This window comes from Geopseudomonas sagittaria (genome assembly GCF_900115715.1).
GTDB lineage: Bacteria > Pseudomonadota > Gammaproteobacteria > Pseudomonadales > Pseudomonadaceae > Geopseudomonas > Geopseudomonas sagittaria.
The window spans coordinates 121045-141411 of the sequence record NZ_FOXM01000005.1 but is presented as its reverse complement, the minus strand read 5'-3'; the positions used below and the strand labels follow the sequence as shown (position 1 = coordinate 141411).

Below are 20367 nucleotides of genomic sequence, written 5' to 3'. Positions count from 1 at the left end.
GCTCGCCATAAGAATAAAAGGAGCGCCCCATGTCTCTGGCCGAGATCCGTCTGGACGACAAGTATCGCCTTGCCACCGGTCACCTCTACCTGACCGGCACCCAGGCGCTGACCCGCCTGCCCATGCTGCAGAAGCAGCGCGACGCCGCCTTCGGCCTGAATACCGCCTGCTTCATCTCCGGCTACCGCGGCTCGCCCCTGGGCAACCTCGACAAGAGCCTGTGGGAAGCCAAGCAGTACCTCAGGGACAACCACATCCACTTCCAGCCCGGGGTCAACGAGGAGCTGGCGGCCACCGCGGTGTGGGGCAGCCAGCAGACCAGCCTGTTCCCCGGCGCGCGCTACGACGGCGTGTTCGCCATGTGGTACGGCAAGGGCCCGGGCGTCGACCGCTGCGGCGACGTGTTCAAGCACGGCAACTCGGCCGGGGTGTCGCCGCACGGCGGCGTGCTGCTGCTGGCCGGCGACGACCACGGCTGCAAGTCCTCCAGCATCGCCCACCAGAGCGAGCACGCCTTCATCGCCGCCTCGATCCCGGTGCTCAACCCGGCCAACGTCCAGGAAATCCTCGACTACGGCATCCTCGGCTGGGAGCTGTCGCGCTACAGCGGCTGCTGGGTGGCGCTGAAGACCATCGCCGAGAACGTCGACTCCTCGGCGGTGGTCGAGGTCGACCCGCTGCGCGTGCAGGTGCAGATCCCCGAGGATTTCGTCCTGCCGGAAGACGGCGTGCATATCCGCTGGCCGGACCCGCCTCTGGTCCAGGAGGCACGCCTCAACACCTACAAGATCTACGCCGCGCGCGCCTTCGCCCGCGCCAACCATCTCAACCAGATCAAGCTGGATTCGCCCAACCCGCGTCTCGGCATCATCACCACCGGCAAGTCCTACCTCGACGTGCGCCAGGCACTCGACGACCTGGGCCTCGACGACGAACTGTGCGCCCGCGTCGGCCTGCGCGTGCTCAAGGTCGGCATGAGCTGGCCGCTGGAGCCGGTGTCGGTGCACGAGTTCGCCCAGGGCCTCGACGAGATCCTGGTGGTCGAGGAGAAGCGCAGCATCATCGAGGACCAGCTCACCGGCCAGCTGTACAACTGGCCGGTGGACAAGCGCCCGCGGGTGGTCGGCGAGTTCGACGAAGACGGCAATTCCCTGCTGCCCAACCTGGCCGAGCTGACCCCGGCGATGATCGCCCGGGTGATCGCCAAGCGCCTGGCGCCGATCTATTCCAGCGCGCAGATCGAGGAACGCCTGGCCTTCCTCGCCGCCAAGGAAGCCGCACTGGCCGCGCCCAAGCACCACACCCTGCGCACTCCGCACTTCTGTTCGGGCTGTCCGCACAACAGCTCGACCAAACTGCCGGAGGGCAGCCGCGCGCTGGGCGGCATCGGCTGCCACTACATGACCCAGTGGATGGACCGCAATACCGACACCTTCACCCAGATGGGCGGCGAAGGCGCCACCTGGATCGGCCAGGCGCCGTTCACCGACACCCCGCACGTGTTCCAGAACCTCGGCGACGGCACCTACTTCCACTCCGGCCAGCTGGCCCTGCGCGCCGCGGTAGCCGCCGGGGTGAACATCACCTACAAGATCCTCTACAACGACGCGGTGGCGATGACCGGCGGCCAGCCGATCGACGGCGAGCTGCGCATCGACCAGCTCAGCCAGCAGGTCTATGCGGAAGGTGTGAAGCGCATCGCCCTGGTCAGCGACGAGCCGGACAAGTACCCGAGCCGCGCCGGCTTCGCGCCCATCGTCACCTTCCACCACCGCCGCGAGCTGGACGCCGTGCAGCGCGAGCTGCGCGAGTTCCAGGGCGTGTCGGTGATCCTCTACGACCAGACCTGCGCCACCGAGAAGCGCCGCCGGCGCAAGCGCGGCAAGCTCGCTGACCCGGCAAAACGCGCCTTTATCAACCCGGCGGTGTGCGAGGGCTGCGGCGACTGCAGCGTGAAGTCCAACTGCCTGTCGGTACTGCCGCTGGAAACCGAAGTCGGCCGCAAGCGGCAGATCGACCAGAACGCCTGCAACAAGGACTTCTCCTGCGTCGAGGGCTTCTGCCCGAGCTTCGTCACCGTGCACGGCGGCGAGCTGCGCCAGCCCGAGGCCCAGGGCCGCAACGCCAGCTTCGCCGAGCTGCCGGAACCGCAGCAGCCTAGCCTGGAGCGGCCGTGGAACATCCTCCTGCCCGGCGTCGGCGGCAGCGGCGTGACCACCGTCGGCGCCCTGCTCGGCATGGCCGCGCACCTGGAGGGCAAGGGCTGCACCGTGCTCGACCAGGCGGGCCTGGCGCAGAAGTTCGGCCCGGTGATCAGCCACATCCGCATCGCCGCCAAGCAGGACGACATCTACGCGGTGCGCATCGCCGCAGGCGAGACCGACCTGCTGCTCGGCTGCGACCTGGTGGTCGCGGCCAGTGAAGAAGCGCTGGCCAAGCTCAACGACAAGATCGCCCACGCGGTGGTCAACAGCCATGAGGCCGCCACCGCCGAGTTCACCCGCAACCCGGACGCCGAGGTGCCCGGTGCGGCGATGCGCGAGGCGCTGGTGGAGGCGGTCGGCGCAGGCAAGACCCACTTCGTCGACGCCACCCGCCTGGCCACCGCGCTGCTCGGCGACAGCATCGCCAGCAACCTGTTCATGCTCGGCTATGCCTGGCAGAAGGGCCTGGTGCCGGTGTCCGCCGCGGCTATCGCCAAGGCCATCGAGCTCAACGGCGTAGCCGTGGCACTCAACCAGCAGGCCTTCCTGTGGGGCCGCCGCGCCGCCTTCGATCTGGCCGCCGTCGAACAACTGGCCAAGCCCAAGGTGGTCGAGGCGCCGCGCTGCGAGAGCCTCGACGAGATCGTCGCCGACCGCGTGGCACGGCTGACTGCCTACCAGGACGCGGCCTACGCGCAGCGCTACCGCGCCCTGGTCGAGCGCGTGCGCGCCGCCGACCGCGATCCGCAGCAGCGCCTCGCCCTGGCGGTGGCGCGCAGCTACCACAAGCTGCTGGCCTACAAGGACGAGTACGAGGTGGCGCGGCTGTACAGCGACGGCGAGTTCGTCCGCCAGCTCGATGCGCAGTTCCAGGGCGACTACCGCCTGCAGTTCCACCTGGCGCCGTCCTGGCTGTGCAAGACCGACCCCGCCACCGGCGAGCCGCGCAAGCGCCAATTCGGCCCGTGGCTGCTCAAGGCCTTCGCCGTGCTGGCGCGCGGCAAGTTCCTGCGCAGCAGCGTCCTCGATCCGTTCGGCCACAGCGCCGAGCGGCGCCTGGAGCGCGCGCTGATCAAGGAGTACGAGCAGGACGTCGCGCTGCTGCTGAACGCGCTCAGCCCCGGCAACTACGCCAGCGCCCTGGCCCTGGCTGAGCTGCCCGCCGAGATCCGCGGCTACGGCCACGTCAAGGAGCGCGCGCTGGCCAAGGTCCGCGCGCAGGCCGCAGCGCTGCGCGAGCGCCTGAGCGCCCGGGCGATCCCGGTGGTGCAGCTCTGCGAGCCGGCGGCCTGACAGGCGATCCGTATTGTAGGAGGCGCGCCCTCGCGGCGAATGCAGCCCGCCGGGCTGCCAGGTGCTGAAGCTTCGCCCCGAGGGCGGGCCTCCTACAGCGGTCGTTACCGTCCCCAATCCCCAACAACAAGAAACCCGAGGTGCCCCGATGTCCGTGTTTTCCCACTGCGAGTTCGACCAGCACGAGAAGGTGGTCTTCGGCCACGACCAGGCCAGCGGCCTGAAGGCGATCATCGCCATCCACGACACCACCCTGGGCCCGGCCCTGGGCGGCTGCCGCATGTGGTCCTACGCCAGCGACGAGGAAGCGCTGCGCGACGTGCTGCGCCTGTCGCGCGGCATGACCTACAAGTCGGCGCTGGCCAACCTGCCGCTCGGCGGCGGCAAGGCGGTGATCATCGGTGACCCGCACCGCGGCAAGAGTGCGGCGCTGTTCGAGGCGATGGGCGCGCTGATCGACAGCCTCGGCGGGCGCTACATCAGCGCCGCCGACTCCGGCACCGGGGTGGCCGAGATGCAGCTGATGGCCCGCCGCACCCGCCACGTCGCCGGCGCCGAGGCGCGCGAGGGCTTCAATGGCGACCCGTCGCCGTCCACCGCCTACGGGGTGTTCGTCGGTCTGCAGGCCGCCGTGCGCCACCGCCTCGGCCGCGACGACCTCAGGGGCCTCAGGGTGGCGATCCAGGGCGTCGGCCAGGTCGGCCTCGGCCTCGCCCGCCACCTGCACGCGGCCGGCGCCGAGCTGTTCGTCACCGACATCGTCGCCGCCAACGTGCAGCGCGCGGTCGACGAGCTGGGCGCCCATGCGGTGCGCCAGCACGACATCTACGGTCTGGACGTCGACGTGTTCGCCCCCTGCGCCCTCGGCGCGATCGTCAACCGCGACAGCCTCGAGGCGCTGCGCGCGCCGGTGATCGCCGGCGCCGCCAACAACCAGCTGGCCAGCCCGGAGTTGGCCGAGGAGCTGCGCAGCCGCGGCTGCCTGTACGCGCCGGACTACGCGATCAACGCCGGCGGCATCATCGACGTCGCCTTCCAGCGCGGCGACGCCACGCCCGCCGAACTGCGGGCGCACCTCGACGGCATCGGCGCGACCCTGGCGGAGATCTTCGCGCGCGCCGACGCCGAGGGCGCCACCACCACGAGCATTGCCGACCGCCTGGCGCGCGAGCGCCTGCAGGCCGGCCGCTGATGTACCGGGGACGCCCAGGCGTCCCCCATTCTGACCCACTACAACAACAATGAGGGCAAGCCCCATGAGTCATGAGAGCATCGCTGCCGGCGCCATCGCCGGCTCCACCCGCAGCACGGCCGGTCGAGGCCTGTGGTCGTCGCGCTGGGTGTTCTTCCTCGCCGCCACCGGCTCCGCGGTCGGCCTGGGCAACATCTGGAAATTCCCCTACATCACCGGGCAGAACGGCGGCGGCGCCTTCGTGCTGGTCTACCTGGCCTGCATCCTCGCCATCGGCATCCCGCTGCTGATGGCCGAGTTCATGATCGGCCGCCGCGGCCGCGCCAACCCCGAGGGCGCCATCGCCGCGGTGGCCCGCGAGGCCGGCGCCAGCCGCCACTGGCGGCGCATCGGCAGCATGGCGGTGCTCACCGGCTTCCTGATCCTCAGCTTCTATGCGGTGATCGCCGGCTGGACCCTGGCCTACGCTCCGGCGGCGTTCAGCGGCAGCTTCGCCGGCCTGGATGGCAAGAGCAGCGGCGCACTGTTCGACGCCCTGCTCGCCGATCCCTGGCAGCTCGCCGGCTACGGCAGCCTGGTGCTGGCGGTGACCCTGGGCATCGTCGCCCTCGGCGTGCGCGACGGCCTCGAGCGCGCGCTGCGCTTCATGATGCCCGGGCTGTTCCTGATCCTGCTGGTGATGGTCGGCTACGCCGCCACCACCGGGTACTTCATGCAGGCGGTGGAGTTCCTGTTCGCCCCCGACTTCAGCAAGCTGACCGGCCAGGGCGTGCTGATGGCCCTCGGCCATGCCTTCTTCACCCTGAGCCTGGCCAGCGGCGCGATGATGGCCTACGGCTCCTACCTGCCGGCCGGCACCTCGATCGTACGCACCTCGCTGATGGTGGCGCTGGCCGACACCGCGGTGGCCCTGCTCGCCGGCCTGGCAATCTTCCCGCTGGTATTCGCCAACGGCCTGGAGCCGGGCGCCGGCCCGGGGCTGATCTTCGTCACCCTGCCGATCGCCTTCGGCCAGATGCCGCTGGGCGCGCTGGTCGGCGGCCTGTTCTTCGTCATGCTGGCGCTCGCCGCGCTGACCTCGACCATCTCGCTGATCGAGCCAGCCATCGCCTGGCTCGGCGAGCGGTTCGGCATGGGCCGGGTCAAGGCGGTGCTGCTCAGCGGCGCGGCGGTGTGGCTGCTGAGCATCGGTTCGGTGCTGTCGTTCAACGCCTGGAGCGAGGTCACCCTGCTGGGCAAGACCTTCTTCGACGGCCTGGACTTCCTGACCAGCAACCTGATGATGCCGCTCGGCGGCCTGTTCACCGTGCTGTTCACCGGCTGGGTGATGCAGCGCGCCCTCGCCGCGCAGGCCCTCGGCCTCGAGCAGTCCGGCGGCTTCGGCCTGTGGTGGCTGGCGATTCGCTGGATCACCCCGCTGGCGATTGCGCTGATGTTTCTGCACAGCCTCGGCCTGTTCTGAGAACCGGCTGACGATCTGCTGCGCGTCGGCCATGCTGCGTTGAAATCGGTTTCGGAATGCTCATTTGCAGCCAGCAAACTCCGCTTCCTCAACCGATTTCGCCTTGCCTGGCTCTAGCTCGCGAGATCGTAAGCCGGTTCTACGCCGGCTTGATCAAGCACCCGGGGCGGGTCGCGCGCAGGCGCGGCCCGCCCCGTTTTGTTTCAGGCGCCGATCACCCCGCCGTCGTCGCGGGTCACCAGCACCGTGGTCGAGCGCGCGCGGGTCTGGCCGTCGCTGGCCGGATAGCTCAGCGCCGGGTGCTGGACGTTGATCCACATCGCCCGGTAGTCCGGGCTCCAGGTGATGCCGGTGATCTCGCAGCCGCGCGGGCCGACCAGGAAGCGACGCACCTCGCGGCTCAGCGGGTCGGCGCAGAGCAGCTGGTTGCAGCCCATGGCCTGCATCGCCGACTCGGCATCGTCGTAGTCGGTCTGGATCCACAGCCGTCCGGCGCCGTCGAAGGCCAGGCCGTCCGGCGAGGAGAAGATGTCGCCGCGGATGCTGCCGGTCAGGTGCTCCGCCACCGCCTGGCCGTCCGGATCCTTCGCCCCCGGCGGCTCGCCGGCGAGCAGGAACAGCTCCCAGCGGAACTCGCTGGCGGTCGGGTCGCCATCCTTCTCGTTCCAGCGCAGGATCTGCCCGTGCAGGTTGTGCGGGCGCGGGTTGGCCGCATCCAGCGGCTGCGTCTCGCCACGCTCGTCGTTGTTGGTCAGGGTGACGTAGACCTCGCGGCTCTGCGGATGCACGGCGATCCACTCCGGGCGGTCCATCGGCGTGGCGCCGACCCGGTCGGCGGCGGCGCGGGCGTTGACCAGAACCTCGGCCTGGCTGGCGAAACCGTGTTCGGCGGTCAGGCCGTTCTGCCCGTGCAGCAGCGCCAGCCAGCGCCCCGTGCCGTCCGCATCGAAGCGGGCGACGTAGAGGGTGCCTTCGTCCAGCAGGTCGCGGTTGGCCTGCGGATTGTCGGCGTCGAAGCGCCCGGCGGGGACGAACTTGTAGACGTACTCGCCCTTGGCGTCGTCGCCGGAGTAGAAGGCCATGCGCCCGTCGGCGCCCAGCGAGAGCACCGCGCACTCGCGGCTGAAGCGGCCGAAGGCGGTGCGCTTGACCGGCTGGCTGGCCGGGTCGAAGGGATCGATCTCCACCACCCAGCCGAAGCGGTTGGGTTCGTTGACCTGGCCGCCGTGGGGCTGACGCGGGTCGGGAGTGGCGTCGAAGCGCGGGTCGGCGGTTTCCCAGGCGTAGTACTTGCTGCGCCCGCCGTTGCCGACGCCGTAGCGCTGGTGCGCCACCCGCTGACCGTGGTCGGCCGCGTCGCGGTTGACGAAGTAGTGGTGCCAGTTCTCCTCGCAGGCCAGGTAGGTGCCCCAGGGGGTGAAACCGTTGGCGCAGTTGTTGAGGGTGCCAAGCACCTCGCGCCCGGACGGGTCGCTGGCGGTCTTCATCAGCGCGTGGCCGGCCAGCGGGCCACCGATGGCCATCGGCGTCAGCGCCGAGATGCGCCGGTTGTAGCGCGAGGGCATGACCCGCTGCCAGTGGCCGGCGGCGTCCTTGCGCACCTCGATGACGCTCACCCCGTGCGCCGCCTGCTCCTTCTTCACCTCGGCCAACGGGCGCCGGCCGTCTTCGAAGGTCATGCCGTCGGGATGCAGGGTCGGGTTGACGTACTCGTGGTTGATCGCCAGCAGACCGTGGCTGTGCGGCGCGTCCGCGAAGGGGAAGAAGTGCATGCCGTCGTGGTTGTCGCCGGCCTGGCGGAGCTGGGCCTGCCAGTCGTCGCTGGCATCGCTGCGCCACACCGGCGCGTCGGCCAGCACCGCATCGCCCCAGGAAAAGAACGCCTGCGCCCGGTAGCCCGGCGGCACCAGCACGCGGTCGAAGTCGGCGGCGGTCTGCACCGGCACGCCGGCGAAGCCGAGCAGCGGCGCCGGCTGGGCGAACAGTTCGCGGCTGCCCAGCACGCCGCCGAACAGGTTCAGCGCGGCCAGGCCCAGGCCACCCTTGAGCAGGGTGCGCCGCCCCCGGTCGACCAGCTGGTCGAGACCGGGATTGCCGCTGGGGTTGATCGACTGGTCGTCGGGGGCGGCCAGCGCCGCGTGAAACAGCTGGAGATCCTGAGTCATGGCGATTCCTTGCAAGCGATCCGCCCGCCCGCGGGCGGACATTCCCTGTGTTGTAGGCCGTCGGCATGACAGAACGGTGAAGGCGGGCATATCCGGCAACGCTTGGGCAGGTGCGCGTCCCGCCGGGATCGGTTAAATACTGGTCTTGGCGCACCGCGCCTGAACATGCTCATGGCGCCGTTGCGCGTTGTCGTCCTTTGCCGCCACAAGCCATGGCAAGAAACGTGCTTCAACAATAACAACCACCCGGACATGCCCCAGGGACAACCGATCAGGAGGAAGCATGAAGACCGTTGCGCATATGCTCCGCGCCAAGCCGAACCAGGACATCTACACCATCGCGCCCACAGCCACGATGCTGCAGGCCCTGCAGCTGATGGCGGAGAAGAACATCGGGGCGCTGATCGTCACCGAAGAGGACCAGGTGGTCGGCATCGTCAGCGAGCGCGACTACGCGCGCAAGATGGTGCTCGAGGGGCGCTCCTCGGTAGGCACGCCGGTCAGCGCGGTGATGTCCGCGCCGGTGATCAGCGTGACCCCCGACCAGACCAGCCGCGACTGCCTGCGCCTGATGGGCCGGGGCCACCTGCGCCACCTGCCGGTGATCGACGACGGGCGCCTGGTGGGGATGCTCTCGGTGGGCAACCTGGTCAAGGAAGCCCTCGCCGAACAGGACGAGCTGATCCAGCAGCTGGAGCAGTACATCCGCGGCTAGCCGAGCGGCGCGAGGGGCTGGCGGCGCCCCGCCGGTACCAACCGCCGGCTACTTGAGCCCGGAGCCGGAGAACATCAGCACCTGGTCCTGGGCGAACTGGACGCTGATGAAGGTCTTCTCGTCGCCCCAGGTGCAGCTGGTGAAGCCCAGGGCGCCGGCGCACTCGCGCGGCGCGCCGAGCAGCTGCTCGACCTCGGTCTTGCTCATGCCGGTCTTGAGCTTGGAGAAGTTTTCCTGGTTGACCTTGTTGCAGGCCGCCAGCAGCAGACAGGCCCCCAGTACGAGGGCAGAGCGAAACGACATGGACGAACTCCCGTGGACGAGTGAGCGGCGCAGCTTGCCACACTGGCGCCCGCCGCTCTGCCGATTGGACGTCAGAAGCGCGTGCCGGGTTCCTTGAGGAAGGCCTGCTCCTCGGGCGTCGAGGGGCGGCCGAGGATCGCGTTGCGGTGAGGAAAGCGGCCGAAGCGGGCGATGACCGCACGGTGGCGCTCGGCGTAGGCGAGAAAGTCGGCGAACGCGGCCTGCTCGGCGGGGGCGGCCTGCTCGTGCAGCTGGCGGAAACGGCGCACCGCCTCGTCCTGCAGGGCGAGGTCTTCGCCATGTTCGAGCACCAGGTAGACGAACACCTGGCGGATCGCCGGCAGCCGCGCTTCGCGGCCCGCGGCGAGTCCTTGCAGCGCCAGCGCGCGGGCGCGGGCATCGCCGGCGAAGGCACGTGGCGTATCGCGGTGGATCATCCGCGGCAGCTGGTCGAGCAGCAGGAGCAGCGCCAGCCAGCCCTCGGCAGCACCGCTCCACTCCTCCAGATCGCCGTTCAGCGCCTGTTCAACGAAAACGCCGAAGCGCTCGCGCGCATCACAGTCCTGTGCGGCTCGCTTGGCGAACCACAGCCCGTGCTTGTGCGCCACCACCTCGGCGGCCTGGCTCGACGGGCCGAACCACCAGTCGAGCAGCGGCTGCCAGGGTGCGGCCACCGGTCAGGCCTGGTGGTAGCCGGTGATGCGCTCGACCTCTTCCTTCGAGCCGAGGAACACCGGCACGCGCTGGTGCAGCGAGGTCGGCTGGATGTCGAGGATGCGCTGGGTGCCGGTGGTGGCGGCGCCGCCGGCCTGCTCGATGATCATCGACATCGGGTTGGCTTCGTACATCAGGCGCAGCTTGCCGGGCATCGACGGATCGCGACCGTCGCGCGGGTACATGAACACGCCGCCGCGGGTGAGGATGCGGTGCACGTCGGCGACCATCGAGGCGATCCAGCGCATGTTGTAGTTCTTGCCCAGCGGGCCTTCCTTGCCGGCCAGCAGCTCGCTGACGTAGCGCTGCACCGGGGCTTCCCAGTGGCGCTGGTTGGACATGTTGATGGCGAATTCGGCGGTGCTTGCCGGCACGCGGATGTCTTCGTGGGTGAGCACGAAGCTGCCCAGCTCGCGGTCGAGGGTGAAGCCCTTGACGCCGTTGCCGAGGGTCAGCACCAGCATGGTCTGCGGGCCGTAGATGGCGTAGCCGGCGGCCACCTGCTGGGTGCCCGGCTGCAGGAAGGCTTCCTCGCCGAGGTCGCAGCCGTTGTCGCAGCCTTCCGGGCAGCGCAGCACGGAGAAGATGGTGCCGACCGAGACGTTGACGTCGATGTTGCTGGAGCCGTCCAGCGGGTCGAACACCAGCAGGTAGGCACCCTTGGGGTACTTGCCGGGGATCTGGTAGGCGTTGTCCATTTCCTCGGAGGCCATGCCGGCCAGGTGGCCGCCCCACTCGTTGGCTTCGAGGAGGATCTCGTTGGACAGCACGTCGAGCTTCTTCTGCACCTCGCCCTGCACGTTCTCGCTGCCCGCGCTGCCCAGCACGCCGCCCAGCGCGCCCTTGGATACCGCGTGACTGATCTCCTTGCAGGCGCGCGCCACCACCTCGATGAGGAAGCGCAGGTCGGCCGGAGTGTGGTTGCTGCGAGTCTCTTCGATCAGGTAGCGACTGAGGGTAACGCGGGACATGGACGGCTCCGAAGATGGGGCAAGGGGTAAATCGGCGCATTTTAACCCGACTCGGCCGCCGCCGCCTCCTGCCGCGCATCAATCCGCCGCCATCCAGCCGACCGGCTGCCGGTAAAAACTGCTGCAAGGCCGCCGCCGACTGCTTATCATCGCGCGCCTTCCGCCCTGTCACCCTGTGAACCCAATGAGCAAACACCTGCTGGTCGGCGCCGACCCCGAGCGCACTGAAACCTGGATCAAGTTCACCGGCAACGACCTGTGCCACACCTGCCGCGCCACCTGCTGCAGCCTGCCGGTGGAGGTGCGCCTCAAGGATCTGATCCGCCTCGGCGTGATCGACGAGTTCGAGGCCGGCGAGCCGGCCAAGCAGATCGCCAAGCGCCTGAGCAAGGAAGGCATCGTCGGCCGCTTCAACCAGAAGTCCGGCATCTTCACCCTGGAACAACACTCCAGCGGCGACTGCCTGTACCTGGACCAGAAGACCCGCCTGTGCACGGTCTACGCCAACCGTCCGGACACCTGCCGCAACCATCCGAAGATCGGCCCCAAGCCCGGCTACTGCGCGTACCAGCAGAAGGCGCTGCACAACCGCTGAAACGACGAAGGGCGCCGATTGGCGCCCTTCTTCTTTCCCATCCGGCTTCAGTCAAGCGGGAACAGCACGTTGCATTGCCCGGTGCCGGAGCTCTCGAAGTACGGGGTGAGCACCTCGGCTTTCCCTTTGTAGTCCTTCCAGCCGAGCAGGCCGTAGAGCATCGCCGTGTCGTGCATGCCGCCCTCGCCGTCGCAGTCGCGGGCGTACTGCGGCAGCATGTCGAGGAAGTCGGCGTGCTCGCCGCGCTGCCACATGTCCATCACCTTGAGGTCGACCTGCTTGTTGAACGGCCGGCTGATCTTCATCAGGTGGTCGCTGACCTCGCGGTTCGGCGCGATGCGGTGCGACAGCGAGCCGCTGGCCAGGAAGGCCACCCGGCGGTCGGACTGCTCCACGGCCTGACGGATCGACTCGCCCATGGTCTTCGAGTCCTCCAGCGCGGCGTCGTACAGCCAGGCGGCGATCGAGACGATCTTGATGCTCTTGTCGATGCCCATGTAGCGCAGCGGCACCAGGGTGCCGTACTGCAGGCCCAAGGAGGGCACGTCGGTATGGCTGCGGGTGAACACGTCGTTGGCGGTGGCGGTGGCGGCGATCAGGTCGCCCAGCTCGGCGTCGCCGACGTAGTCGTAGGGCAGGTCGCGGATGAAGTGCGGAAACTCGGTGCTGGTGTACAGGCCCGAGCAGTCGCTGTTGGCGTTGAGGTGGTAGCCGGCGTTGACCAGCCAGTGGGTGTCGGCGACCACGATGGTGTCGACCTCGAGGGCGCGGATCATCTCGCCCAGCTTGCGGTGGCCGGCGATGGCGGCGGCGCGGCAGCCGTGGTGCGGGCCGGGCTGCTCGGAGATGAACATCGACGGCACGTGCGTGACCTTGGCGGCAAGAACGACTTCACCCATGGCGGCTTCCTCTTGTTGTGGGCTCTGGGACTGGCGGCGGCGATGGCCGGCGCTTGGTGAGTCCAGTATCCGCACGTGTCGTGGGGAGGACATTGCCGCTGGCGGCAAAAGACTAGCCTTTACGCGCAAGGTGCTGCATCCAGAGGCTACCCGTAGGGTGGTTAACTCGCGCAGCGATTACCCACCAATCGGGCCGCGGCACCGGCATCGGTAGAAGATCGCTGCGCGAGTCTTCTAGCCTACGACGCCGCAGGTTCCTGCCCCAGCCGCGCCCGGAAGCGGCTCGGCGTCTCGCCGGTCCAGCGCTTGAAGGCGCGGTTGAAGTGGCTCGGCTCGGAGAAGCCCAGCGCATAGGCCAGCGCGCTGAACGACTGCTGCGACTGCTGCACGTACTGGCGGGCCAGGCTGGCGCGTACCTCGTCGAGGATTTCGCTGAACGAGGTGCCCTGGCGGGTCAGGCGGTACTGCAGGGTGCGCGGGTTGCTGCCGAGCGCCGCGGCCACCGCCTCCAGGGTCGGCACACCGCCGGGCAGCAGTTCGAGCAGGCGGGCGCGCACCTGCAGCGCCGGGTTGAGCAGCTGGTGACGCGCCAGGTATTCGCCGACCAGGCGGTCGTTCTGCCGCGCCAGCTCGGGATTGCCGGTGGGCAACGGCCGGCGCAGCTCGGCGGCGTTGAGCAACAGGCTGTCGTCATGGACGGCGAAGTGCACCGGCGCGCCGAAGTGCTCGCGCCAGGGCTGCGGATCGGCCGGCGCGGCGCGGCGCAGGTTGACCTGCAGCGGGGCGAAGGTCGGCCCGCGCATGTCGCGCAGCAGCTTGCTCACCGCGCCGAGGAAGTAGTCCACCCCTTCCGGGGCGATCTGCGCCTGCTGGTCGATCACCTGCACGCGCATGCAGAAACGGTAGTTGTCGCCCTCGGCTTCCAGGGCCAGATCGGCGCCGTCGTTGAGCAGCGCGGCGAAGCGCACCATGCGCTCGAGCGCCTCGTACAGCGAGGCGCTGGCCCACAGCGAGAAGCCCAGGGCGTGGAAGGTGGTCGGGCAGACGAAGCGCGCTGCATGCAGACCGATGTCCGCGTGGCCGGTGCGCGCCACCGCCAGCGGCCAGAAGCGCCGGGTCAGCGCCGAGGAGAAGCGCGCCTCCTGCACGTACTTGTCGGCCAGGTCGGCACCCGCCTCCAGCAGCAGCTGGTCGGCGTCGTGCCCCAGCGCCTCCAGCGTGCGCGTCACCGCGGCCAGCCAGCCGGCCACCACCGATGAAGTCTGTGCCATGTCCCGCCCCCATCCAGTCTTGCCTGCGCGCAGCCTAACGGCCTGCGCGCCCGCCAATCTTGCGCCGGATCAGTCCGCCGGCAAAAGGCCGCCCCGTCGGGAGGCCAGCCGCGCCGCGCAACGGCGCCGCCGCCACTGTTGCACAGCGCACAACAAAGCTTCTCGCCAGCCCGGATTTATCCACTGCAGAGCGCTTCCCTAGAATGACCGGGCGGGTTCCCACCCGCGTTCCCCCGTCGTTCCCAGGACTCCCCTCTGTGCCTTCCCGTCTCAAATCGGGCCTGACCCTCGTCAGTGTCCTCATTGCCGTTGCCGTCATCCTGAGCGGCTGCATCGGCACGGGCGGCATCGCTCCCCAGGAGCAGCGCCTGGACGCCAACGCCCTGAGCAGCGACGCCGCCCTGCGCCAGGCCCAGCGCGAGGCCGGCTGGCCGCGGGAGAGCTGGTGGCGGCAGTACCGCGACCCGCAGCTGGATACCTGGATCGCCCGCGCCCTGGCGCACAGCCCGAGCCTGGCCGAAGCCGAGGCGCGCGTGCGCCAGGCCATGGCCCTGGCCGGCGTGGCGCAGGCGGCCGAAGCACCGCAGCTCGCTGCCGGCGCCCGCCTCGACCGCCAGCACTGGCCGGACGACAGCCTGCACGGCCCCGGCGCACTGGGTGGCAGCAGCCACTGGAACAGCTCCGCCGGCCTCGGCCTGCGCTACGCCCTCGATCTCTGGGGCCGCGAGCGCAGCGCCAGCGAAGGCGCCCTGCACGCCGCCTACGCCCGCGCCGCCGAGGGCCGGGTGGTGCAGCTGGAGCTGGAGCGCAACATCGTGCGGGTCTACGTGCAGCTGGCCCTGCGCCATGCCGAGCGCGACATCCTCGCCGCCACCCTGGCCCAGCAGGAGCACATCCTCGCCATCGCCCGCCGCCGCCTGGCCGGCGGCCTGGGCACCGCCTTCGAGGTCAGCCAGGCGAGCGCGCCGCTGCCGGAAACCCGCCGGCAGATCGCCGCGCTGGACGCGCGCATCGCCCTGGCCGGCAACCAGCTGGCCGCCCTCGCCGGCCAGGGTCCCGGTGCGGCGGCCGAACTGCAACGGCCGAACCTGCAGCTCACCGCCCAGCCGACACTGCCGGCGGTGCTGCCCGCCGAGCTGCTCGGCCGCCGCCCCGACGTGGTCGCCCGGCGCTGGCAGGTGGCCGCGCGCGCCAGCGGCGTGGACGTGGCGCGCGCCGACTTCTATCCCAACATCGACCTGGTCGCCAGCCTCGGCTTCAGCGCGGTGGGCGGCGGCGCGCTCAACCTGCTGCAGGCCGGCAAGCTGGGCGGCGCGGTCGGCCCGGCGCTGAGCCTGCCGCTGTTCGACGGCGGCCGCCTGCGCGGCCGGCTGGGCGCCGCCAGCGCCGCCTACGACGCCGCGGTGGCGCGCTACAACCAGACCCTGATCGGCGCGCTGCGGGAGATTTCCGACCAGCTGATCCGCCTGCGTTCGCTGGACCAGCAGCAGCGTCTGGCCGCCGAGGCCACCGCCACCGCCGAGGCCAGTTGGCGCATCGCCGAGCAGGCCTGGCGCGGCGGGCTGACCGACTATCTCGCCGTGCTCGAGGCGCAGACCCGCCTGTTCGACCAGCAGCGCGTGCAGCAGCAGGTCTGGGCGGCGCGCCTGGCCGCCCACGCCGAGCTGATGGCCGCCCTCGGTGGCGGCCTGCTCGACCCGCAGCGCAGCCCCGCCGAGCACCTGCTCGAACCGCGCCGCGTGCCGGTCGCCCATGGCGGAGCGGCGCCGCAATGAGCACCATCGCCTCCGGCCTGCGCCACGACCTGAGCGTGTGGGCGCGCAGCGAGGGGCTTAGCTGGATCTTCATATTCAAGATGCTGGCGGCGGCGCTGACCACCCTGTGGCTGACCATGCGCCTCGACATGCCGCAGCCGAGCACCGCGGTGATGGCGGTGTTCATCGTCATGCAGCCGCAGAGCGGCCAGGTGATCGCCAAGGGCCTGCACCGCCTGCTCGGCAGCGTCATCGGCATGCTGGCCATGCTGCCGCTGATCGCCCTGTTCAACCAGGAGCCGGTGCTGTTCCTCGCCGGCATGGCCGTCTGGGTCGCCCTGTGCACCGCCGGCGCCGCGCGCTACCGCGACCTGCGCAGCTATAGCTGCGTGCTGGCCGGCTACACCGCCACGCTGGTCAGCCTCACCGCCATCCAGAACCCGCAGACCGCCTTCATCCAGGCGCTGTGGCGGGTCCTGGAGATCGGCCTCGGCGTGCTGTGCTGCTCGGTGTTCAGCGCCGCGATCCTGCCGCAGACCACCGGCGCCGCCATGCGCCAGGCCGTCGCCCGGCGCTTCGGCGACTTCGCCGCGGTGGTCGTGACGCACCTGCACGGCGGCGATCGCCGCGCCTTCGAGGACGCCCAGGCGCGCCTCGCCGCGCACACCGTGCGCCTGGAGACCCTGCGCAGCATGAGCGGCTACGACGACCCGCAGCTCAACCTGCGCATGGGCCGGCTGACCCGCCTGAACCACGACTTCATGGCCATGACCAGCCGCTTCCACTCCCTGCAGCAGCTGCTCGAGCGCCTGCCTGAGCAGGGCGACAGCCTGGCCCTGGACGCCTTCGCCCCCTGCCTGGACAGCCTGAGCGCCCTGCTCGCCCCCTGGCAGCACGGCGCGCTGGACGAGCGCGGCGCGGCGCAGCTGGCCGCGCAGCTGGAGGACTACCGCGCGCAGCTGATGCCGCTGATCCGCGCGAGCCGCCAGGCCCTGGGCGAGCTGCCCGCGGACAGCCCGCTGCGCCTGGACTTCGACACCGCCGCCGAACTGCTCTACCGCCTCGCCGACGATCTGCATGACTACGCGCTGACCCACGCTTCGTTGGCGCCGACCCGCCACCACCGCGAGCGCTGGAGCGCCAGCTTCGCGCCGCGCGCCAACCGCCTCGCCGTCGCCGTCGTCGGCCTGCGCATGCTGCTGCTGACCGGTCTGGGCAGCGCCTTGTGGATCCACACCGCCTGGCCCAGCGGCAACATGTTCCTGATCACCGCGGTGATCATCGGCGCGCTGGCCTCGACCACCGCCAACCCGGCGCGCATGGGCCTGCAGATGGCTGGCGGCACCTGCCTCGCCGCGCTGCTGGGCTTCGTCGAGAGCTTCCTGGTGTTCCCGCGGATCAGCGGTTTCCCGATGCTCGCCCTGGCGGTGACCCCGGTGTTCCTGTTCGGCCTGTACCTGGCCACCCGCCCGCGCTGGGCCGGCTACGGCCTCGGCCTGCTGATTCTGTTCGGCTTCGGCACCCTGCCGGCCAACCTCACCGTCCACGACCCCGCGACCCTGCTCAACAACTACATCGCCCTGGTGCTCTCGCAGCTGCTGGTGGCGGTGGTGATGGCCTGCGTGCTGCCGCCCAACCGTCCCTGGCTGTGGCGGCATCTGGAGCGCGACCTGCGCCGCCGGGTAGTGCACGCGGTGCGCGCACCGCTCCAGGGAGTGGCCGCCGCCTTCGACAGCTCGACCCGCGACCTGCTGAGCCAGGCCCACGACCTCGCCGCCGGCCACCCGGCGGTGCAGCGCGACCTGCTGCGCTGGATGACCCTGGTGCTGGAGATCGGCCACGCGGTGATCGAGCTGCGCCAGGAGAAGGCCCGGCTGCCCGACGAGTCCAGCTATGCCCAGGGTACCGCCTGGCGGCGCGCCTTCGACGCCCTGGCCGCGGCACTGGTGCGGCTGTTCTCCAAGCCCAGCCCGGCGCACCTGAGCCAGGCGCTGGCCCAGGTCGAGCGGGCCATCGACGCCGTGCGGCGCACCCCCGAGGCGCGCGCGCCGCACTTCGACAGCTCGCCGCTGCGCCGCCTGGAAAGCTACCTGCACTTCATCCGCACCGCCCTGCTCGACCCGCACTCGCCGCTGGCCGAGTACCTGCCCTGCCCCGGAGCCGCCCATGCTGCCTGATCCCCTGCCGCGCGAGATCGCCTTCCACGGCGTGCTGCTGCCCACCGTCGCCGCGCTGTTCCTGCTCGCCATGCTGCTGAGCTGGGGCCTCGACCGCCTGCTCGCCGGCAGCGGCGTCTACCGCCACGTCTGGCACCCGATCCTGCTGCGCATCAGCCTGTTCGCCTGCGTGTTCGCCGGCCTCGCCCTGACCGTCCACCCCTGAGCCCGAGACCGCCCATGTTGTCCCGCCAATCGATCATCAGCTTTCTCGCCACCCTCAGCGTGGTGCTCGCCGCCCTCTGGCTCGGCCGCAGCCTGTGGGTCAACTACATGGAATCGCCGTGGACCCGCGACGGCCGCGTGCGCGCCGAGGTGGTCACCGTGGCGCCGGACGTCGCCGGCCTGGTGCTGGAGGTGCCGGTGCGCGACAACCAGGCGGTGAAGAAGGGCGACCTGCTGCTGCGCATCGACCCGGCGCGCTTCGAGCTGGCCGTGCAGGAAGCCCGCGCCCTGCTCGCCGCACGCCAGGCCAGCCTGGCGATGCGCGAGCTGAACGCCAAGCGCCGCCTGGCGCTGGACGAGCAGGTGGTCTCCCGCGAGGACCGCGACGACGCCAGCAACGCCGCCGCCCGGGCCCGCGCCGAATACCAGCAGGCGCAGGCCTTGCTGGAAGTCGCCGAACTGAACCTGCGCCGCACCCGCGTGCTGGCCCCGGTGGACGGCTACGTGACCAACCTCAGCGTCTATCCCGGCGACTACGCGCACGCCGGCGAAGCCCAGCTGGCGGTGGTCGACCGCCACTCCTACTGGGTCTACGGCTACTTCGAGGAAACCAAGCTGCCGCTGCTCAAGGTCGGCGACGCGGTGGAGATGCAGCTGATGAGCGGCCAGCTACTCGAAGGCCGCATCGAAAGCATCGCCCGCGCCATCTACGACCGCGACAATCCGCAGAGCCGCGAGCTGATCGCCGACGTCAACCCGACCTTCAACTGGGTGCGCCTGGCCCAGCGCGTGCCGGTGCGCATCAGCATCGACCGGGTGCCCGACGGCGTGCTGCTGGCCGCCGGGATCACCTGCACGGTGGTCGTCAAGCCGCGCGCCACGGACGCCGCCGGCGCAGCGGCTCAGGCCCAGTAGACGGGATTGTCGAGATCCGCACTGTCGCGCGCCAGCAGGCGCGGCAGCTCGGCCTTGAGGAACTCGACCCAGGTCTTGATCTTGGCATCGAGGAAGCGCCGCGAGGAATACAGCGCGTAGAGACTGCGCTCGTGCAACTGCCACTCCGGCAGCAGGCGCACCACGCCGCCTTCGCGCAGCGCCTTGGCGGCCACGAAGCTGGGCAGCAGGCACACGCCCATGCCGGCCACCGCGGCCTGCACCATCGCCTCGGAGACATTGACCTGGAAGGTCCGCCCCGGGCTGATCACCTGCATCTCGCCCAGCCGCTCGAAGACCCAGTCGCCCGGATACACCGGATCGAGCAGACGCAGGCAGCGGTGCTCGCGCAGCTCCTCCGGACTCTGCGCCACGCCGTGCTGGCGCAGGTAGGCCGGCGCGGCGCACACCACGCTGTAGATGCTGCCCAGGCGCTGGGCGACCAGGTCGGAATCGGGCAGATCGCGGGAGTGGGTGATCAGCACGTCGTGGCCTTCCTCGAGCAGGTCGGGGGTGCGCTGCGACAGGGTGAGGTCGACGTCGACCTGCGGGTACAGCTCGGTGTAGCGCGCCACCAGCGGCACAAGGTACTGGCTGCCCAGCCCGGTGAAGGCATGCACGCGCAGGCTGCCCCGCGGTGTGAGGTGCGCGCCGCTGGCCTCGGCGGCGGCCTCGTCGACCTGGGCGAGAATCTGCCGGCAGCGCTCCAGATAGCGCTCGCCCGCCTCGGTCAGGCGCAGACGACGGGTGGTGCGATAGAGCAGACGCGCCTGCAGGCTGGCCTCCAGCTCGGAGACCAGCCGCGACACCTGGGCGGTGGACAGCTCGAGGGCCTGGGCGGCGGCGGTGAAACTGCCGCTGTCGGTGACCCGGGTGAACACGCGCATGGCCTGCAGGATATCCATGGAAAAAACCACCTCCGCAACATGAGTGGGACCGATCCCCGGCCTGGCGGATCTGCCGCGCCAGCATAGCGCAGCGGCTCCCGCGCAGACCGGCGCGCCGGACATGGCTGGGCCGTGACGCTCATCCCTGTCCCGGACGGTTCTTCCCTGAAGCTGAAATAAAAAAAGGCAGACTCGAAGAGCCTGCCTGAAAATGGAGCGTTGAGAAGTCAAAAACTTCGCGGGGCACTCCGTGGAGAAACTGGAAACAAAAGCGGACTACAGAAACCAACTTACTCGCAGTACATGTCCTGCTTGGTGTAGCTGACGGACTTCACCTGACCCTGCGAATCACGGTAGGTCATCTCGGTCGGCACCAGGTCGCAACGCGCGTGGGGCGCTTCCTGGATGGAAATCACCTCGGCGACATCCAGATCCATGCCATAGGTGTACTGGGTTGCCTGCACGTCGTTGCCAGCCGAGGCCTCGGCGGCGAAGGCCCCGGTAGAGGCCAGCATGACGGTCAGGAACAGGGCTTTGGATTTCATGAGCAACTCGACCTCTTGGGTGGAAAGCAGCACCCGGCGGCTGGTTCGCCATCGGGCATGTGCGTATTTTCCGCCGGTCCTCC

Annotated in this window: 17 protein-coding genes; 9 read left to right on the top strand and 8 right to left on the bottom strand. The window is 70.0% G+C overall.

All coding sequences use genetic code 11. From position 1 onward, the window contains the following. The first annotated feature begins 29 nt into the window (after positions 1–29). From BM297_RS08200 to BM297_RS08190, 3 genes are all read left to right on the top strand, one after another. Positions 30–3497 (top strand): indolepyruvate ferredoxin oxidoreductase family protein, encoded by a 3468-nt coding sequence (locus BM297_RS08200; RefSeq protein ID WP_092430107.1) that lies wholly within the window; start codon positions 30–32, stop codon positions 3495–3497. A gap of 148 nt (positions 3498–3645) precedes the next feature. Beyond that, positions 3646–4689 (top strand): Leu/Phe/Val dehydrogenase, encoded by a 1044-nt coding sequence (locus BM297_RS08195; RefSeq protein WP_092430105.1) that lies wholly within the window; start codon positions 3646–3648, stop codon positions 4687–4689. Positions 4690–4753: 64 nt separating this feature from the next. Further along, on the top strand, positions 4754–6151 hold the full coding sequence (locus BM297_RS08190; RefSeq protein ID WP_092430103.1) for a sodium-dependent transporter: 1398 nt from the start codon (positions 4754–4756) through the stop codon (positions 6149–6151). Between the two features lie 203 nt (positions 6152–6354). Here the strand turns inward: BM297_RS08190 and BM297_RS08185 are convergent, their stop codons facing one another. Next, positions 6355–8316 carry a PhoX family protein gene (locus tag BM297_RS08185; protein WP_092430101.1) on the bottom strand — a complete coding sequence of 654 codons (1962 nt, stop codon included), beginning with the start codon at positions 8314–8316 and terminating at the stop codon, positions 6355–6357. A 283-nt stretch (positions 8317–8599) separates the two neighbouring features. Here BM297_RS08185 and BM297_RS08180 point away from each other — a divergent pair, with 283 nt between their 5' ends. Next, positions 8600–9031, top strand: a complete 432-nt coding sequence (locus BM297_RS08180) for a CBS domain-containing protein (RefSeq protein ID WP_092430099.1) — start codon at positions 8600–8602, stop codon at positions 9029–9031. Positions 9032–9079: 48 nt separating this feature from the next. On the opposite strand, the gene bamE is transcribed toward BM297_RS08180, so the two are convergent. From bamE to BM297_RS08165, 3 genes are all read right to left on the bottom strand, one after another. Beyond that, positions 9080–9334 (bottom strand): outer membrane protein assembly factor BamE domain-containing protein, encoded by a 255-nt coding sequence (gene bamE / locus BM297_RS08175; protein ID WP_092430097.1) that lies wholly within the window; start codon positions 9332–9334, stop codon positions 9080–9082. A 71-nt stretch (positions 9335–9405) separates the two neighbouring features. Continuing rightward, positions 9406–10008, bottom strand: coding sequence for a DUF924 family protein (locus tag BM297_RS08170; RefSeq protein ID WP_092430095.1), 603 nt, complete (start codon positions 10006–10008; stop codon positions 9406–9408). Between the two features lie 3 nt (positions 10009–10011). Continuing rightward, on the bottom strand, positions 10012–11019 hold the full coding sequence (locus BM297_RS08165) for a class 1 fructose-bisphosphatase (RefSeq protein WP_092430092.1): 1008 nt from the start codon (positions 11017–11019) through the stop codon (positions 10012–10014). Positions 11020–11203: 184 nt separating this feature from the next. Here BM297_RS08165 and BM297_RS08160 point away from each other — a divergent pair, with 184 nt between their 5' ends. Then, complete coding sequence (locus tag BM297_RS08160; protein ID WP_092430090.1) at positions 11204–11614, top strand: YkgJ family cysteine cluster protein; 411 nt, start codon at positions 11204–11206, stop codon at positions 11612–11614. A 47-nt stretch (positions 11615–11661) separates the two neighbouring features. Here the strand turns inward: BM297_RS08160 and hpaD are convergent, their stop codons facing one another. Together hpaD and BM297_RS08150 are read right to left on the bottom strand one after the other, a co-directional pair. Further along, positions 11662–12513, bottom strand: coding sequence for a 3,4-dihydroxyphenylacetate 2,3-dioxygenase (gene hpaD / locus BM297_RS08155; RefSeq protein WP_092430088.1), 852 nt, complete (start codon positions 12511–12513; stop codon positions 11662–11664). Positions 12514–12752: 239 nt separating this feature from the next. Beyond that, positions 12753–13784, bottom strand: coding sequence for an AraC family transcriptional regulator (locus tag BM297_RS08150; RefSeq protein ID WP_092430086.1), 1032 nt, complete (start codon positions 13782–13784; stop codon positions 12753–12755). A 257-nt stretch (positions 13785–14041) separates the two neighbouring features. On the opposite strand from BM297_RS08150, the gene BM297_RS08145 reads away from it, so the two are divergent. From BM297_RS08145 to BM297_RS08130, 4 genes are read left to right on the top strand one after another with little or no spacing between them, the layout of a single operon-like run. Beyond that, positions 14042–15559 carry an efflux transporter outer membrane subunit gene (locus BM297_RS08145; protein ID WP_245768230.1) on the top strand — a complete coding sequence of 506 codons (1518 nt, stop codon included), beginning with the start codon at positions 14042–14044 and terminating at the stop codon, positions 15557–15559. Continuing rightward, complete coding sequence (locus tag BM297_RS08140) at positions 15556–17715, top strand: FUSC family protein (RefSeq protein WP_092430082.1); 2160 nt, start codon at positions 15556–15558, stop codon at positions 17713–17715. Before BM297_RS08145 ends, BM297_RS08140 begins: the two co-directional genes overlap by 4 nt. A gap of 4 nt (positions 17716–17719) precedes the next feature. Further along, a complete protein-coding gene (locus BM297_RS08135) occupies positions 17720–17920 on the top strand; it encodes a DUF1656 domain-containing protein (protein ID WP_092430359.1) in 201 nt (66 codons plus the stop codon). 14 nt (positions 17921–17934) lie between these two features. Then, positions 17935–18834 carry an efflux RND transporter periplasmic adaptor subunit gene (locus tag BM297_RS08130; protein WP_092430080.1) on the top strand — a complete coding sequence of 300 codons (900 nt, stop codon included), beginning with the start codon at positions 17935–17937 and terminating at the stop codon, positions 18832–18834. Here BM297_RS08130 and BM297_RS08125 read toward each other — a convergent pair. Together BM297_RS08125 and BM297_RS08120 are read right to left on the bottom strand one after the other, a co-directional pair. Beyond that, positions 18822–19757, bottom strand: coding sequence for a LysR family transcriptional regulator (locus tag BM297_RS08125; RefSeq protein WP_092430078.1), 936 nt, complete (start codon positions 19755–19757; stop codon positions 18822–18824). The genes BM297_RS08130 and BM297_RS08125 overlap by 13 nt on opposite strands. Before the next feature lie 272 nt (positions 19758–20029). Further along, a complete protein-coding gene (locus BM297_RS08120; RefSeq protein ID WP_092430076.1) occupies positions 20030–20284 on the bottom strand; it encodes a DUF2790 domain-containing protein in 255 nt (84 codons plus the stop codon). Between the last annotated feature and the right edge of the window lie 83 nt (positions 20285–20367).